The 17,236-nt window shown below is 72.0% G+C and carries 12 protein-coding genes and 2 tRNA genes; 12 read left to right on the top strand and 2 right to left on the bottom strand.

Annotated elements, in window-relative coordinates:
* Position 1: 1 nt before the first annotated feature.
* Positions 2-72, bottom strand: a tRNA-Gly gene (locus ACH4OA_RS04260).
* Between the two features lie 362 nt (positions 73-434).
* Between ACH4OA_RS04260 and ACH4OA_RS04255 the strand changes: the two genes are divergently transcribed.
* The 5 genes from ACH4OA_RS04255 to clpX all read left to right on the top strand — a co-directional run bounded on the left by ACH4OA_RS04255 (position 435) and on the right by clpX (position 7,058).
* Positions 435-511, top strand: a tRNA-Pro gene (locus tag ACH4OA_RS04255).
* 178 nt (positions 512-689) lie between these two features.
* The gene (tig, locus tag ACH4OA_RS04250) at positions 690-2,060 is read left to right on the top strand and encodes a trigger factor (protein ID WP_365873154.1); all 1,371 of its coding nucleotides are present in this window, start codon (positions 690-692) and stop codon (positions 2,058-2,060) included.
* A 2,201-nt stretch (positions 2,061-4,261) separates the two neighbouring features.
* Positions 4,262-4,867, top strand: coding sequence for an ATP-dependent Clp protease proteolytic subunit (locus tag ACH4OA_RS04245; RefSeq protein WP_365884148.1), 606 nt, complete (start codon positions 4,262-4,264; stop codon positions 4,865-4,867).
* 69 nt (positions 4,868-4,936) lie between these two features.
* A complete protein-coding gene (locus tag ACH4OA_RS04240) occupies positions 4,937-5,602 on the top strand; it encodes an ATP-dependent Clp protease proteolytic subunit (protein WP_397939894.1) in 666 nt (221 codons plus the stop codon).
* Positions 5,603-5,771: 169 nt separating this feature from the next.
* Positions 5,772-7,058, top strand: coding sequence for an ATP-dependent Clp protease ATP-binding subunit ClpX (gene clpX, locus ACH4OA_RS04235; protein WP_365941920.1), 1,287 nt, complete (start codon positions 5,772-5,774; stop codon positions 7,056-7,058).
* Between the two features lie 65 nt (positions 7,059-7,123).
* Here the strand turns inward: clpX and ACH4OA_RS04230 are convergent, their stop codons facing one another.
* Positions 7,124-8,122, bottom strand: coding sequence for a hypothetical protein (locus ACH4OA_RS04230; RefSeq protein WP_397967546.1), 999 nt, complete (start codon positions 8,120-8,122; stop codon positions 7,124-7,126).
* A gap of 137 nt (positions 8,123-8,259) precedes the next feature.
* Here ACH4OA_RS04230 and ACH4OA_RS04225 point away from each other — a divergent pair, with 137 nt between their 5' ends.
* From ACH4OA_RS04225 to mreD, 7 genes are all read left to right on the top strand, one after another.
* Complete coding sequence (locus tag ACH4OA_RS04225) at positions 8,260-10,884, top strand: valine--tRNA ligase (RefSeq protein WP_397967544.1); 2,625 nt, start codon at positions 8,260-8,262, stop codon at positions 10,882-10,884.
* An 851-nt stretch (positions 10,885-11,735) separates the two neighbouring features.
* Positions 11,736-13,250, top strand: coding sequence for a bifunctional folylpolyglutamate synthase/dihydrofolate synthase (locus tag ACH4OA_RS04220; protein ID WP_397942803.1), 1,515 nt, complete (start codon positions 11,736-11,738; stop codon positions 13,248-13,250).
* A 9-nt stretch (positions 13,251-13,259) separates the two neighbouring features.
* Positions 13,260-13,622, top strand: a complete 363-nt coding sequence (locus ACH4OA_RS04215; RefSeq protein WP_365876002.1) for a DUF4233 domain-containing protein — start codon at positions 13,260-13,262, stop codon at positions 13,620-13,622.
* 65 nt (positions 13,623-13,687) lie between these two features.
* A complete protein-coding gene (gene ndk, locus ACH4OA_RS04210) occupies positions 13,688-14,101 on the top strand; it encodes a nucleoside-diphosphate kinase (protein WP_365876004.1) in 414 nt (137 codons plus the stop codon).
* A 263-nt stretch (positions 14,102-14,364) separates the two neighbouring features.
* The gene (locus tag ACH4OA_RS04205) at positions 14,365-15,384 is read left to right on the top strand and encodes a rod shape-determining protein (protein WP_208036593.1); all 1,020 of its coding nucleotides are present in this window, start codon (positions 14,365-14,367) and stop codon (positions 15,382-15,384) included.
* Positions 15,385-15,551: 167 nt separating this feature from the next.
* Positions 15,552-16,508, top strand: a complete 957-nt coding sequence (gene mreC / locus ACH4OA_RS04200) for a rod shape-determining protein MreC (protein ID WP_397967542.1) — start codon at positions 15,552-15,554, stop codon at positions 16,506-16,508.
* Between the two features lie 12 nt (positions 16,509-16,520).
* Entirely contained in the window at positions 16,521-17,198 is a 678-nt protein-coding gene (mreD, locus tag ACH4OA_RS04195) for a rod shape-determining protein MreD (protein WP_365876008.1), read from the top strand.
* Positions 17,199-17,236: the final 38 nt, after the last annotated feature.

Raw genomic sequence — 17,236 nt, 5'->3', positions numbered from 1 at the left:
GAGCGGGCGACGGGAATCGAACCCGCGTAGCTAGTTTGGAAGACTAGGGCTCTACCATTGAGCTACGCCCGCAACGCTGCGCCACAGGTCCGTGACCGCGGCACTGGAGGCATCGTAGCGGGTCGCCCGCCGACGAGGCCAACGCCTTCCGACGGACCGCCCCCGGGAGGGTCGGCGCCGTCCCCGGGGCGGCACCGCGCGTGTCGCCGCGCCAGCGATCCGAGCGCCACCCGCAGCCGGGGACTGTGCGCCGCCCGCAGACGGGGACCGTGCGCCGGTGCGGTCGGGGCCGCCTGCCGCCGCGTAGGAGAGGTGTCCCGCGTGCCGGCGGGGAAGGACCCCGGGTGTCGCCGCGGAGGGGCTCCGCGTGTCGGTGCGGACGATCCGGCCGCCGTCGCCGGTCGCGGCATGTACCCTACGTGTCGCACACCAGACGGGGTGTGGCGCAGCTTGGTAGCGCGTCCGCTTTGGGAGCGGAAGGCCGTGGGTTCAAATCCCGCCACCCCGACCACCAGCACACGACGCCGTGAAGATCGCCTTTTGGGGCGCTGACCCGCTGCGGTTACTATGCAAGCTGCGCGCCCGTGTGTCCTCGGCCCCCACGGCCTACGAACTCGTCCGGGCGGCGATCCGCCGGACCTGTCTGGCTCCGGCAGAACCCAAGAAGTCAGCCACAAGGAGACCGAACCGTGAAGAGCGCCGTGGAGACCCTGAACCCGACCCGGGTTCGGCTCACTGTCGAGGTGCCCTTCGAGGAGCTCAAGGACAGCCTCGACGCGGCGTACAAGAAGATCAACCAGCAGGTCACGGTGAAGGGCTTCCGTAAGGGCAAGATCCCGGCCCGCGTGATCGACCAGCGGTTCGGCCGCGGTGCGGTGCTGGAGGAGGCCGTCAACGACGCGCTGCCCAAGTTCTACACCGAGGCGGTCAACGAGGCCGAGCTGAGCCCGCTGGGCCAGCCCGACGTCGACATCACCGAGCTGAAGGACGGCGAGACGCTGAACTTCACCGCCGAGGTCGACGTCCGCCCGGCCGTCGAGATCCCGGACTACTCCGGTATCGAGGTCGAGGTCGACGCCGTCGAGGTCACCGACGAGGACGTCGAGAAGTCGGTCGAGCAGCTCCGCGAGCGCTTCGCCACCACCTCCCCGGTCGAGCGGGCCGCCGAGGACGGCGACGTCGTCACCATCGACCTGGAGGCCAAGGTCGACGGCGAGGTCCTGGAGGACGGCATCGCCAGCGGCGTCTCCTACACCATCGGCTCCGGTGAGCTGCTGGACGGCATCGACGACGCCGTGAAGGGCCTGGAGGCCGGTGGCGAGGCCACCTTCACCTCCGAGCTGAAGGGCGGCTCCGCCGCGGGCAAGGAGGCCGAGGTCACCGTCAAGGTCACCCAGGTCGCCAAGCGGGAGCTGCCCGAGCTGGACGACGAGTTCGCGCAGCTCGCCTCCGAGTTCGACACGCTCGAGGACCTGAAGGCCGACAGCCGCAAGCGCCTGGCCAACATGAAGCAGTTCGACCAGGCCACGCAGGCCCAGGAGCGCGTCCTGGAGAAGCTGCTGGAGCTGGTGGAGGTCCCCGTCCCGGAGAAGCTCCTCGAGGACGAGATCAACACCCGCAAGCACAACCTGGAGCACCACCAGCTCGGCCAGATGGGCCTCACCCTCGACAAGTACCTGGAGATCCAGGGCAAGACCGCCGAGGAGTTCGAGACCGAGACCCGCGAGGCCGCGGTCAAGGGCATCAAGACCCAGTTCGTCCTGGACGAGCTGGTCAAGAAGGAGCAGCTGAACGTCAACCAGGAGGAGCTCACCGAGCACCTCATGCGGCGTGCGGCCTCCTCCGGCATGTCCCCCGACCAGTTCGCCCAGGCCGTCGTCGAGGGCGGCCAGGTGCCTCTCCTCGTCGGCGAGGTCGCCCGCGGCAAGGCCCTGGCCGTCGTGGTCGAGGCCGCCACGGTGAAGGACACCAACGGCGAGATCGTCGACCTGGACGACGAGGAGGAGGAGACCGAGGCCGCCGAGGCGTCGGAGACCTCCGAGGAGAACGCCGAGGGCTGATCGGCCCCCCAGCGCCACCCCAGCGCACACGACGGGCCCCGGGCTACCCCGGGGCCCGTCGCCATACCCCGGCAACACCCACACCCCTACGGCGCCCCACCCCGCGTCGCCGACCCGGCCCGGTCGCGCCGCCGGCCCCGACGCCACGCCGGCGCCCGTCGCGCCCCGGGCCCCTCGGGCCACAGCGCCCCCGCGTCCCGGCCGCCAGGCCCCACGCCCTGCCGGAACGACGCCCCAGTCCGCCCGACGCCTGCGTTCCGCGTCGTGCCGACAACGCCCGCGCGCCCCGGCGCCCCACCCGTGGCCTGGTCACACGTCCCCGCGTCATCGGCCGCGGCCGGCGCGTCCGGCCGCCCCGCCGGCCACGACAGCCACGCCCCCGTACGCCGCCACACCGGCAGCCCGCCCACCACGCGCCCCGGGCCCTCGGGCCAGAGCGCTCCTGCGTCCCGACCCGCGGCTCCCATACCGTGCTGGAGCGACGTCCAAGGCCCAGGCCGCCACGCCCGCGCGCCCCGGCGCCCCACCCGTGGCCTGGTGACGCGTCCCCGCGTCATCGCTCGACGCTGGCGCGTCCGGCCGTCCCGCCGGTCCCGACAGCCACGCCCGCGTACGCCGCCGCACTCGCGGCCCGCCCGCCACGCCCCCGGGCCCTCAGGCCACAGCGCCCCCGCGTCCCGGCCGCCAGTGCCCACGCCCTGCTGGAGCGGCGCCCCAGACCCAGGCCACCACGCCCACGCGCTCTGGTGCCGAACGTTCGGCGCCTTGCCGGCAACGTGCCCGCGCCCTGGCGCCTACGTCCCCTACGGCGCCCCACCTGCAGGCTGGTCACAGGTCCCCGCGTCATCGGCCGCGGCCGGCGCGTCCGGCCGCCCCGCCGGCCACGACAGCCACGCCCCCGTACGCCGCCACACCAGCAGCCCGCCCACCACGGGCACCCAGGGCCCCTCGGGCCACGCTCGCGCCTTCCGGCACCTGCGCCCCGTGCCCCCGGCAGTGCCCGCGCGTCTCGGCCACCGGGCCCCCGCCCTGTTGGAGCGGCGCCCCAGGCCCCAGCCGTCACGCCCACGCGTTCCAATGCCGGCGGCCGGCGTCTCGCCGACAACGCCCGTGCGCCCCGGCGCCTACGTCCCCTGCGGCGCCGCACCCGCAGCCTGGTCACGCGTCCCCGTGTGATCGGCCGAGGTGGCGCGTCCGGCCGCCACGCCGGTCCCGACAGCTACGCCCGCGTACGCCGCCACACCGGCAGCCCGCCCACCACGCGCCCAGGACCCCGCGGGCCACGCTCCCGCGCCCCGCGCCCCCGCGTCCAGCGTCCGTACATCCGGGCTGCCAGGCGCCACGTCCCTCTGAGGCGTCGTATCCCGCGCCGTACCCCCCGGGTCCCGGCCGCGCGCCTACGTGCCCCGGTGGCCGCGTCTCCGGGTCCTGGCGACGCCCGCGCACCTGCCGACGCGCCGGGTCCCCGGCGATCACGCCGCGCGTCTCTCGGCGAGCCCCTCCGGCCCAGGCCCGCCGCACCCGGGTGTCCCGGGGGCTGTGCCTCCGCAGCCCCGGCAACCGCGCCCGCACGTTTCCCCGGCAACGCCTGCGCGTCCCGGCCTCCAGGCCCGCCTGTCCCTCCGGGACGCCCCCAGGCGCAGGCAGCCACCGCCGCGAGCCCCAGCCCAACGCCCCGCGTCCCCGACGCGCACCACTCCAGCCCGCCCCCGTCCCCGACGCGCACCAGCCCCCCAGCGCGTCCCGCCCCCACCGAGCCCGGCGCCCCGCGCCCCCGGCGGAGCCGCAAAACGCCCGCCCCGCGCCCGACGCGCACCTGACCCCCAGCGCGTCCCGCCCCCTCCGGAGCCGCAACAGCCCGCCCCGCCCCCACCGAGCCCGGCGCCCCTCCCGGGCCCCCGGCGCCGCAACACGCCCGCGTCCCGCCCGGGCGCGCAGCGCCCCGTCCACCGCGTCCCGCCCCGCCAGCCGCCTTCCCGCCCCCGACGCGCACCGCCCCCGCCCCCACCGGTGCCCGTCGGAGGCGCTACGCCCGAGGCGAACACTCCCATCTCCGGGATTCCCCGGAGGCAGCCGAGCGTTAGGGTCCATGAGTACGGGGGCAGGGGAGTCTCCTGAAACCCTCCCGCCAAGCCTCCGGCAGAACGACGAGACGGCCCGGCGCCGTCGCAAGACGAGCAGGTGGATACGTGACGAATCTGATGCCCTCCGCCGCCGGCGAGCCTTCCATCGGTGGTGGCCTCGGCGACCAGGTCTACAACCGGCTGCTCAACGAGCGAATCATCTTCCTCGGCCAGCAGGTGGACGACGACATCGCCAACAAGATCACCGCACAGCTGCTGCTCCTGGCCGCGGACCCGGACAAGGACGTCTACCTCTACATCAACAGCCCCGGCGGCTCGGTGACGGCCGGCATGGCGATCTACGACACCATGCAGTACATCCCGAACGACGTGGTCACCATCGCCATGGGCATGGCGGCCTCCATGGGCCAGTTCCTGCTCACCGGCGGTGCCGCCGGCAAGCGTTTCGCCCTGCCGCACGCGGACATCATGATGCACCAGGGCTCCGCGGGCCTCGGCGGTACGGTGTCGGACATCAAGATCCAGGCCGAGTACCTGCTGCGTACCAAGAAGCGCATGGCCGAGCTGACCGCGCTCCACTCCGGCCAGACGGTCGAGGCGATCATCCGCGACGGCGACCGCGACCGCTGGTTCACCCCGGAAGAGGCCAAGGAGTACGGTCTCATCGACGAGATCATCGCGCACGCCTCGGGTGTTCCGGGAGGCGGCGGCACCGGTGCCTGACCGGCCCGGCCACACCGCGCACCGCCGAGACCCCAGCCCCCAGAACGCCACCAGGACGGTGAACACCCCATGAGCAACTTCCCCGGCGCCGCCAGCGGCCTGTACGAAGGGCCCCGCCCCGAGAGCCGCTACGTCGTCCCGCGCTTCATCGAGCGCACCTCGCAGGGCATCCGCGAGTACGACCCGTACGCGAAGCTCTTCGAAGAGCGCGTGATCTTCCTGGGCGTCCAGATCGACGACGCCTCCGCCAACGACGTCATGGCCCAGCTGCTGTGCCTGGAGTCGATGGACCCGGACCGGGACATCTCGATCTACATCAACAGCCCCGGTGGCGACATGACCGCCCTGACGGCGATCTACGACACCATGCAGTTCGTGAAGCCCGACATCCAGACGGTCTGCATGGGCCAGGCGGCCTCCGCCGCGGCCATCCTGCTCGCCGCCGGTACGCCGGGCAAGCGCATGGCGCTGCCGAACTCCCGCGTGCTGATCCACCAGCCGGCCGGCTCCACCGGCCGCGGCCAGCTCTCCGACCTGGAGATCATCGCCAACGAGTTCACCCGCATGCGCGAGCAGCTGGAGGACATGCTGGCCAAGCACTCGAACCAGCCGATCGAGAAGATCCGCGAGGACATCGAGCGCGACAAGATCCTCACGGCCGAGGACGCGCTGGCGTACGGCCTCGTCGACCAGATCGTCTCCACCCGCAAGCTGAACAACAGCGCGGTCCGCTGACGCGGACCCACCCACGTCAGGCCCCCCTTGGCACGGTGCACTCCAAGTGAACCCTGCCAAGGGGGGCCCGAACACCGGGCCCGGCAAGGTACCGTCGGACATAAGGCAGCACCAGGAGCCGCTGGACGCGTAACGTCCAGTCGACTCCCAGGCGAAGGGGAAGCACACCGTGGCACGCATCGGTGACGGCGGCGATCTGCTCAAGTGCTCGTTCTGCGGCAAGAGCCAGAAGCAGGTCAAGAAGCTCATCGCAGGGCCCGGTGTGTACATCTGCGACGAGTGCATCGATCTCTGTAACGAGATCATCGAGGAAGAACTCGCGGAAACCAGCGAGGTGCGCTGGGAGGAACTGCCCAAGCCCCGGGAGATCTACGAGTTCCTCGAGGGCTACGTGGTCGGCCAGGAGGCCGCCAAGAAGGCCCTCTCCGTCGCGGTGTACAACCACTACAAGCGGGTCCAGGCGGGCGAGAACGGCGGCGGCAGCGGCCGGGACGACGCGATCGAGCTGGCGAAGTCCAACATCCTGCTGCTCGGCCCCACGGGCTCGGGCAAGACGCTGCTCGCCCAGACCCTGGCGCGCATGCTGAACGTGCCGTTCGCCATCGCCGACGCCACCGCGCTCACCGAGGCGGGCTACGTCGGCGAGGACGTCGAGAACATCCTGCTGAAGCTGATCCAGGCGGCGGACTACGACGTCAAGAAGGCCGAGACCGGGATCATCTACATCGACGAGATCGACAAGGTCGCCCGCAAGAGCGAGAACCCGTCGATCACCCGGGACGTCTCCGGCGAGGGCGTCCAGCAGGCCCTGCTGAAGATCCTGGAGGGCACCACCGCCTCCGTCCCGCCGCAGGGCGGACGCAAGCACCCGCACCAGGAGTTCATCCAGATCGACACGACGAACGTCCTGTTCATCGTGGGCGGCGCCTTCTCCGGCCTGGAGAAGATCATCGAGGCCCGGGCCGGCGCCAAGGGCATCGGCTTCGGCGCGACGATCCTGTCCAAGCGCGAGCTGGACGCCAAGGACGTCTTCGAGGACGTCATGCCGGAGGACCTGGTCAAGTTCGGCATGATCCCGGAGTTCATCGGCCGTCTGCCGGTGATCACCAGCGTGCACAACCTGGACCGCGAGGCACTTCTGCAGATCCTCGTCGAGCCGCGCAACGCGCTCGTCAAGCAGTACCAGCGCCTGTTCGAACTCGACGGCGTCGAGCTGGACTTCGAGCGCGAGGCACTGGAGGCCATCGCCGACCAGGCCATCCTGCGCCAGACCGGCGCGCGCGGCCTGCGCGCCATCATGGAGGAAGTCCTCCAGGGCGTGATGTACGAGGTGCCGTCCCGCAAGGACGTCGCCCGCGTCGTCATCACCGCCGACGTCGTCCTGTCGAACGTCAACCCGACCCTGATCCCGCGCGACACGCGCGGCCGGGGCTCGGGCGAGCAGAAGACGGCGTAGCCGCCCGGACATGCGAGGGGGCCCCGGCCGACCGGCCGGGGCCCCCTCGCATGTCTCCCGCCGCGTCAGCCCTTGACGCGGACCTCGTTGCGCAGCTTGGCGGCCAGTTCCGCGTCGGCGGCCGGGTCGCTGCTCCGGCCCGCCGCGAGGTTGGCGAAGTCCATCGGCATGACGAACCCGATGGTGCTGTGGTCGCCCCAGACGCAGATCGACAGCGTCACGTCCTTCGGGCCGCCGCTGCTGGAACCGGTGGGAGCGGTGGCCTGCTGGCACTTGAGGACCGCGCCGTCGAGCGAGGCCGGCTCGTACGCGGTCGGCTCGCCCTTCAGCGCGACGTCGTCGCTGTTGTCCTTCTTCTGCGACTCGGACTTGAAGTAGGCGAACACCGCGTCCACGGTCTTCTCGGGGTCGTCGATCGTGCCGTAGACGCCACCGAAGTTGATCATCTTCTTGCTCAGCGGGTTGTCCGCGTCACCGGCCTGGTAGGAGGCGCTGACGTCGTGCGGATCCTTCACGCCCCACTTCTCGGCGTCCTTGGTGTCGCTGTCCGTCATCGAGCCGCTGTCGCTCTTGGACTTCTTGTACTCCGACAGCACCGTCGCCGGCGTCGTCAGCTTGTGCGGGCCGTCGTCCGCGAGGCTGCTGCCGCCACCGCCGCCCAGCACGAAGTACGCGCCCACCGCGACCGCCGCCACCACGGCCACCGCACCGATGATCAGCCCGGTCTTCTTCTTCCCGCCGGACGCCTGCGGCGGCTGCGGCACACCGTAGGGCTGCTGGCCGTAGGGGCTCGGCTGCTGCGGCGGCTGGCCGTACGGACCCGGCTGCTGCGGGGCACCCTGCTGCGGGTAGCCGTATCCCGGCTGCGGCGCCGGAGGGGCCTGCTGGGGGTAGCCGTAGCCGGGCTGCGGGGCCTGCGGCTGCTGGCCGTAGCCGGGCGGGGGAGCCTGCGGCGGCTGGCCGTAGGGGCCCGGCTGGCCGTACGGCCCAGGCTGCCCCGGCTGGCCGTACGGGCCCGGCTGCTGGGGCGGCTGGCCGTACGGGCCCGGCTGGTTGTTGCTCATTCCTGGGTTCCCCTCCAGAAGCTTATGTGTTCCTGACATCCTGGCCCAGGCCCGGGGACCGCACCGCACCGGGGGGCCGCACCGTTACAGAACAAACGCGTTTCGGGACCACCCCGTGACACCTCTAAACTGGCGCCGTGACCGAGAACGCTCAGCAGCAGCCACCCGCGCCCGACACCGAACTGCCGACCCAGTACGCGCCGGCCGATGTAGAGGGGCCGCTGTACGAGCGCTGGGTGGAGCGGGGTTACTTCGAGGCGGACGCGAAGAGCGACAAGCCGCCGTTCACCGTGGTCATCCCGCCGCCGAACGTCACGGGCAGCCTGCACCTCGGGCACGCCTTCGAGCACACCCTGATCGACGCGCTCACCCGCCGCAAGCGCATGCAGGGCTACGAGACGCTGTGGCAGCCCGGCATGGACCACGCCGGCATCGCCACCCAGAACGTGGTCGAGCGCGAGCTGGGCAAGGAGGGCAAGTCCCGGCACGACCTGGGCCGCGAGGCGTTCGTCGAGCGCGTCTGGCGCTGGAAGGGCGAGTCCGGCGGCCAGATCAGCGGCCAGATGCGCCGCCTCGGCGACGGCGTCGCCTGGTCCCGGGAGCGCTTCACGATGGACGAGGGCCTGTCCCAGGCCGTCCAGACCATCTTCAAGAAGCTCTACGACGACGAGCTGATCTACCGCGCCGAGCGCATCATCAACTGGTGCCCGCGCTGTCTGACGGCGATCTCGGACATCGAGGTCGAGTACCAGGACGACGACGGCGAACTGGTCTCGATGACGTACGGCGAGGGGGACGACACCATCGTCGTCGCCACCACCCGCGCCGAGACGATGCTCGGCGACACGGCCGTCGCCGTCCACCCCGACGACGAGCGCTACCGGCACCTTGTCGGCAAGCTGATCCGGCTGCCGCTGACCGACCGCTCCATCCCGGTCGTCGCGGACACCCACGTCGACCCGGAGTTCGGCACCGGCGCCGTCAAGGTCACCCCGGCCCACGACCCGAACGACTTCGAGATCGGCCAGCGCCACGACCTGCCGTCCCTCACCGTGATGGACGAGCACGCCGTCATCACCGTCCACGGCCCCTTCCAGGGCATGGACCGCCTGGAGGCCCGCTCGGCGATCGTCGCCGCGCTGCGCGCCGAGGGCCGGATCGTCGCCGAGAAGCGGCCCTACGCCCACTCCGTCGGCCACTGCTCGCGCTGCAAGACCACCATCGAGCCGCGCCTGTCCATGCAGTGGTGGGTCAAGGTCGGCCCGCTCGCCAAGGCGGCCGGCGACGCGGTCCGCGAGGGCAAGGTCACGATCCATCCGCAGGAGATGGAGAAGCGGTACTTCGACTGGGTCGACAACCTGCACGACTGGTGCATCTCGCGGCAGTTGTGGTGGGGCCACCGCATCCCCGTCTGGTACGGCCCGGACGGCGAGGTCGTCTGCGTGGGCCCCGGCGAGGAGCCGCCGGCCGGCGAGGGCTGGCACCAGGACACCGACGTCCTCGACACCTGGTTCTCTTCCGGCCTGTGGCCGTTCTCCACCCTCGGCTGGCCCGAGCGGACCGAGTCGCTCGCGAAGTTCTACCCGAACTCCGTCCTGGTCACCGGCTACGACATCCTCTTCTTCTGGGTCGCCCGGATGATGATGTTCGGCCTGTACGCGATGGACGGCACCCCGCCCTTCCACACCATCGCCCTGCACGGCATGGTCCGCGACCAGTTCGGCAAGAAGATGTCGAAGTCCTTCGGCAACGCGGTCAACCCGCTGGACTGGATGGACAAGTACGGCTCCGACGCCCTGCGCTTCACCCTGGCCCGCGGCGCCAACCCGGGCGTGGACGTGCCGATCGGCGAGGACTGGGTCCAGGGCTCGCGCAACTTCGCCAACAAGCTCTGGAACGCGACCCGCTTCGCGCTGATGAACGGCGCGACGGTGGAGGGCCCGCTGCCGGACCCGTCCGCCCTGTCGGCGACGGACCGCTGGATCCTGTCCCGCCTCAACTCGGTCGTCGCCGAAGTCGACGCCTACTACGACGACTTCCAGTTCGCGAAGCTCTCCGACGCCCTGTTCCACTTCGCGTGGGACGAGGTCTTCGACTGGTACGTGGAGCTGTCCAAGACCGTCTTCCAGGCGGGCGGCGAGCCGGCCAAGGTCTCCCGGCGGGTCCTCGGCGAGGTCCTCGACGTCACCCTCCGGCTGCTCCACCCGGTCGTCCCGTTCGTCACGGAGACCCTGTGGACGACGCTGACGGGCGGCGAGTCCGTGGTGATCGCCGAGTGGCCGAAGGACAGCGGCTTCCGCGACACGGCCGCCGAGCAGGAGATCTCCACCCTCCAGTCGGTCATCACCGAGGTCCGCCGCTTCCGCGCCGACCAGGGCCTCCAGCCCGGCCAGCGGGTCCCGGCCCGCCTCACGCTCGACGGCACCCAGCTCGCCCCGCACGAGGCGGCCATCCGCCAGCTCCTGCGCCTCCAGCCCGAGGGCGACGCCTTCACGGCCACGGCGACCCTGCCGGTGGCGGGCGCCGAGGTCGCCCTGGACCTGTCCGGCACGATCGACGTCGCCGCGGAGCGCAAGCGCCTGGCGAAGGACCTGGCCGCCGCGGAGAAGGAGAAGGCCCAGGCCACGGCCAAGCTGGGCAACGAGGCGTTCCTCGCGAAGGCCCCGGACCAGGTGGTCGGCAAGATCCGCACCCGCCTCGCCAAGGCGGAGGAGGACATCGCCCGCATCACCGCCCAGCTGGACAAGCTGCCGGCGGCGTGAGTCCCCCGCGCACCGCGGCGCGCACCTGACGCCGCCCGAAGGCCCCGGCGCCGCCAAGGCACCGGGGCCTTCCCATGCCCCACGGCGGCCCGGGGTCGTATCCGGCAGGTGCTTCCGCCGCCCGGCCGCCGGGGCCGCATCCGCGCGGAGCCGTAACCGGCAGGCGGTCCCGTCGCCTGGGCGCGGGGCCCGCGCTGGACCCGCATCCGTGTGGGGTCGTGTCCGGCAGGCGGTCGCGCCGCCCGGTCGCCGGGTCCCGCATCCGTGTGGGGTCGTGTCCGGCAGGCGGTCGCGCCGCCCGGTCGCCGGGACCCGCATCCGTGTGGGGTGGTGTCCGGCAGGTGCTTCCGCCGCCGGGGCGCCGTGTCTCGCGTCGGGCCCGCGCCCGTGTGGGGTGGTGTCCGGCAGGCGCTCCTGCCGCCTGGCCGCCGGTTCCCGCGTCGGACTCGCGCCCGCGCGGGGTCGTGTCCGGCAGGTGCTTCCGCCGCCGGGGCGCCGTGTCTCGCGTCGGGCCCGCGCCCGTGTGGGGTGGTGTCCGGCAGGCGCTCCTGCCGCCTGGCCGCCGGTTCCCGCGTCGGACTCGCGCCCGCGCGGGGTCGTGTCCGGCAGGTGCTTCCGCCGCCGGGGCGCCGTGTCTCGCGTCGGGCCCGCATCCGCGCGGGGTCGTATCCGACAGGCGCTCCCGCCACCCGGCCGCCATGCCCCGCGCCGGACCCGCACCCGGCGACGACGGGCAGTCGCCTCCGAGACGACGGGTAGCCGCCCCCGAGACCACGGGCAGTCGCCCCCGAGACGACGGGCAGCCCACCCCGAACCGCCCCTTTCCCGGTCGGTCTCCGTAGACTGGCCCCGTGAGCGACCACCCCGGCACCAGCGACACCCCCGACCCCCTCGACAGCTTCGACGAGATCATCGAGGCCGAGACGACCCGCGACCCCGACCTCGCGGTCATCGAGGCCGGCAGCCGCACCCTGCGCACCCAGGGCGGCCCGCCGGAGGCCGACGTACCGGCCCGCCCGGAGGACCCGGAGGTCGACAAGGCGCTGCGCGAGGTCGAGGCGGAGCTGGCCACCCGCTGGGGCGAGACCAAGCTGGAGCCCTCGGTCAGCAGGATCTCCGCGCTGATGGACGTCCTGGGCGAGCCCCAGCGGTCGTACCCGTCGATCCACATCACCGGCACGAACGGCAAGACCTCCACCGCCCGCATGATCGAGGCCCTGCTCGGCGCCTTCGAGCTGCGCACCGGCCGTTACACCAGCCCGCACGTGCAGTCGATCACCGAGCGGATCAGCCTGGACGGCGCCCCGGTCTCCGCCGAGCGGTTCATCGAGACGTACCAGGACGTCAAGCCGTACGTCGAGATGGTGGACGGACAGCAGGAGTACCGGCTCTCCTTCTTCGAGGTGCTCACCGGCATGGCGTACGCGGCCTTCGCGGACGCGCCCGTGGACGTCGCCGTCGTCGAGGTCGGCATGGGCGGCTCCTGGGACGCCACGAACGTGATCGACGCGGACGTGGCCGTGGTGACCCCCATCGACCTCGACCACACCGACCGGCTCGGCACGACGCCCGCGGCGATCGCCGGCGAGAAGAGCGGCATCATCAAGCAGGACGCGACCGTGATCCTGGCCCAGCAGCCGGTGGACGCGGCGCAGGTGCTGCTGAAGAAGGCCGTCGAGGTGAACGCCACGGTCGCCCGCGAGGGACTGGAGTTCGGCGTGGTCGCCCGGCAGGTCGCCGTCGGCGGACAGCTGGTCACCCTGCGCGGCCTCGGCGGCGAGTACCCCGAGGTGTACCTCCCGCTGCACGGCGCCCACCAGGCGCACAACGCGGCCGTCGCGCTCGCCGCCGTGGAGGCGTTCTTCGGCGTCGGCGCGCAGCGCGCCGAGCCGCTGGACGTCGACACCGTGCGCAAGGCGTTCGCGGCCGTCTCCTCGCCGGGCCGCCTGGAGGTCGTCCGGCGCTCCCCGACGGTCGTGCTGGACGCCGCGCACAACCCGGCGGGCGCCGCGGCCGCCGCCGAGGCCGTGCGGGAGGCGTTCGACTTCAGCCGGCTGATCGGCGTCGTCGGCGCGAGCGGGGACAAGGACGTGCGCGGGCTGCTGGAGGCGTTCGAGCCGATCTTCGCCGAGATCGTCGTCACCCGGAACTCCAGTCACCGCGCCATGGACGCGGACGAGCTGGCCGCGATCGCCGTCGAGGTCTTCGGCGACGAGCGGGTGCAGGTCGAGCCGCGGCTGCCGGACGCCCTGGAGGCCGCGATCACGCTGGCCGAGGAGGAGGGCGAGTTCGCCGGCGGCGGTGTGCTCGTCACCGGTTCCGTCATCACGGTCGGCGAGGCCCGGCTGCTGCTGGGAAAGGGCTGAGGACCGGCCATGCGTACGCTCTGCGCGTCGACCCTGCTCGGCGAGTTCTTCGTCATCGGCTTCGCCGGGCTGGTCGCCATGAAGGACCCGGACCTGGCCGTATCGACGGTGTGGCTGGTCAGCGGGATCGCCATGCTGCTGTGCCTGCTGCTGTGCGGCATGGTGACCCGGCCCGGCGGGGTGGCCCTCGGCTGGGCCCTGCAGATCGCCCTGATCGCCTCCGGTGTCTTCGTCCCGACGATGTACTTCATGGGCGCGGTCTTCGCGGCGCTGTGGTGGGCTTCGGTGCACTTCGGGAGAAAGGTGGACGAGGCGAAGGCCCGCTTCGCGGCGCAGGCCCGGTCCTCCTCCTCCCCGGCTGACGCTGCGTAACAGGCGCCCCGACACGCCCTGTAACCTCGTCCCACCGCACCCGTACGTCGTGTAAGGAGCCCCTCGTGTCCCAGCGCACCCTCGTCCTGCTCAAGCCCGACGCCGTCCGGCGCGGCCTGACCGGCGAGATCATCAGCCGGATCGAGCGCAAGGCCGGCTGGCGGATCACCGCGCTGGAGCTGCGCACCCTGGACCAGGACACGCTGGAGCAGCACTACGGCGAGCACAAGGGCAAGCCGTTCTACGAGCCGCTGGTGGAGTTCATGTCCTCCGGGCCGGTCGTCGCGCTGATCGTGGAGGGCGAGCGGGTGATCGAGGGCGTGCGCGCGCTCGCCGGCCCCACCGACCCGGTCGCCGCCGCGCCCGGCTCGATCCGCGGGGACTACGGCGTGATCGTGCGCGAGAACCTGATCCACGCCTCGGACTCCGAGGAGTCCGCCGAGCGCGAGGTGAAGCTCTTCTTCCCGGGCCGTGCCTGAGGCCGGAAGCCGTCGCGGACGAGGTCCGGGCCCGTACCGGACCCTTCTGGCATGGTCCGGGGCATTTGAGGGAACGCGCGCCCCCGAACGCCCGTCTCCACAAGCGGGGCGCCACGCCATCTGGTGACAATGGCGGAGACCCTCGCGCAGTGTTCGTGCAGGCGCGTTTACGATGGAAGCCTTCACGTCACAGCACCCGCCTCGCCGACCTGACATGCGTTCAAAAGCTCAGGAAAGCCAGATGAATCCGGATGGGGAACTCAATGTCGTTCATCGGCCGTGACATGGCTGTCGACCTCGGGACCGCCAACACGCTGGTGTACGTCAGGGGTCGCGGGATCGTACTGAACGAACCGTCCGTCGTGGCGATCAACACCAACACGGGTGGCATTCTGGCCGTCGGTGCCGAAGCGAAGAAGATGATCGGCCGGACGCCGGGCAACATCGTGGCCGTCCGGCCGCTGAAGGACGGCGTCATCGCCGACTTCGAGATCACCGAGCGGATGCTCCGCTACTTCATCCTGAAGATCCACAAGCGGCGCTACCTGGCCCGTCCCCGGGTCGTGGTCTGCGTGCCCTCGGGCATCACCGGCGTCGAGCGCCGCGCGGTCATCGAGGCGTCCTCCCAGGCCGGCGCCCGTCAGGTGCACATCATCGAGGAGCCCATGGCCGCCGCCATCGGCTCCGGGCTGCCCGTCCACGAGGCCACGGGCAACATGGTGGTGGACATCGGCGGCGGCACCACGGAGGTCGCGGTCATCTCGCTCGGCGGCATCGTCACCGCCCAGTCGATCCGCGTCGCCGGCGACGAACTGGACAACGCGATCATCCAGTACATCAAGAAGGAGTACAGCCTCCTGCTGGGCGAGCGCACCGCCGAACAGATCAAGATCACGATCGGTTCGGCGTACGAGCTCGACACCGACGAGCACACCGAGGTGCGCGGCCGGGACCTGGTGTCCGGACTGCCGAAGACCGTCGTCATCTCGGCGGCGGAGGTCCGCAAGGCCATCGAGGAGCCGGTCAACGCGATCGTGGACGCGGTCAAGACCACCCTCGACAAGTGCCCGCCGGAGCTGTCCGGCGACATCATGGACCGGGGCATCGTCCTGACCGGCGGCGGCGCGCTGCTGCGCGGCCTCGACGAGCGGCTGCGGCGGGAGACCGGCATGCCGATCCACATCGCCGAGGACCCGCTGGACAGCGTCGCGCTCGGCTCCGGGAAGTGCGTCGAGGAGTTCGAGGCGCTCCAGCAGGTCCTGGACGCCCAGCCGCGCAGATGACGGCACTCTCCGATTCCGCCGTACGAGATGTTCTCCTCTCGTGCGGCGGATCGTCGATATAGAGACATACGCTCCCCCCCCATGGGCCCCTTCGGTTCGCGCCGCACCGTTCGCGTTTTCCAAGGGTCCGCCGAATTCCTACTTGAGGAAGGGCACGGCCGCCGCACGTGAGGGACACGAAAGAGAGCCGGCTGCTCCTGGTCCTGCTGGTCGCCATCGCGTTCGCGCTGATCACGGTGGACATCCGCGGAGGGCGCAACTCGCCGGTCGACGGGGCCCGGCACGCCGCCGCGGCGGCGTTCGGACCGGTGGAGGACGGACTGTCCTCCGCGGTCGACCCGGTCGGCGACGCCGTCTCCGCCGTCCGCGACTCGGGCACCCGGCACGACCGGCTCGCCGCGCTGGAGAAGGAGAACGCCGCCCTGAAGGCCAAGCTGGGCAGCGACGACCGCACCCGCAGCCGCCTCAAGCAGCTCGACAGGATGCTGAAGCTGGCCGGCGAGGGGCAGTACGGCATCAAGGGCGCCCAGGTCATCGCCATCGGGTCGGCGCAGGGCTTCTCCTGGACCATCACCATCGACGCCGGCGCCGACGACGGCATCCGGCGGGACATGACCGTCCTCAACGCCGACGGACTGGTCGGCCGGGTCACCACGGTCGGCCCCGGCACCTCCACCGTGCTGCTGGCCAACGACCCCGACTTCACCGTCGGCACCCGCATGGAGGGCAGCGACGAACTCGGCTTCGCCTCCGGCCAGGGCGACCGTCCGCTGCGCGTGGAACTGCTCAACGGCAAGGCGGAGGTGAAGAAGGGCGACCGGCTCGTCACCTTCGGCTCGCAGGCCGACAAGCCGTTCGTGCCCGGTGTCCCGGTCGGCGTGGTCTCCCGCGTGGACCCGTCCGGCGGCGGCCTGACCCGCACCCTGTACGTCACCCCCTACGTCGGCTTCACCAAGCTGGACGTCGTCGGCGTGGTCGTCCAGGGCCCGAAGAAGGACCCGCGGGACACCGTGCTCCCGGCCAAGCCGAAGCCGATCCCGACCCCGACGGTGACCGTCACGGTCTCCCCGGGGGCCGGCACGCCCCAGAGCGACAACGCCACCGCCACCAACGAGCAGCAGTAGGAGCCGAATCCCATGCGTGCCAACCGGATCCTGCTCGCCACCGCGCTCGTCGTCGTGGCCCTGGTGATCCAGGTGAGCGTCCTCGCCCGGCTGCACCTGCCGGGCGCGGTCCCCGACCTGCTGCTGCTCACCGTCCTGGGCCTGGCGATGGTCTACGGCCATGTCGGCGGCGCCCTCGTCGGCTTCGGCGCCGGCCTGCTCGCCGACCTCGCCCCGCCCGCCGACCACGCGGCCGGCCGCTACGCCCTGGTCCTGTGCGTCACCGGGTACTTCGCCGGCCTGGTCCGGCCGGAGAACGGCCGGCTGAAGTCGGCGGCCGGCCCCATGGCCGTCGTGGTCGCCGCCGCCGTCGGCTCTACCCTGCTCTACGCCGGTGTGGGCGCCCTGGTCGGCGACACCGCCGCCCGCCATGTCGGCCTGCCGGGGCTGCTGTTCTCCGCCGCCCTGTACGACCTGCTGCTCGCCCCGTTCGTGGTGCCCGCGGTGATGTGGCTGGCCCGCCGCTCCGACAACGACCCGCTCGCCGAGACCGGCCCCGCGGCCAAGGCCGGCGACATCTCCGCCGGCTGGCTCTCCTCCGGCACCGGGCTGCGCGTCGGCGGCCAGCGCGGCGGTCTCGGCGCGCTGAAGGCCAAGGCCCGCACCCGCTCCGCCCGGGTCGGCCGGATCAAGGGAGTCAAGCGGCTGTGAACGGCGACGAGTTCGACCCCGGCGGGTTCACTCGTTCG

The organism is Streptomyces sp. NPDC017095 (genome assembly GCF_044332325.1).
Lineage (GTDB): Bacteria > Actinomycetota > Actinomycetes > Streptomycetales > Streptomycetaceae > Streptomyces.
The sequence above is the reverse complement of the archived record's forward strand: the minus strand, read 5'-3'. Positions and strand labels throughout refer to the sequence as shown.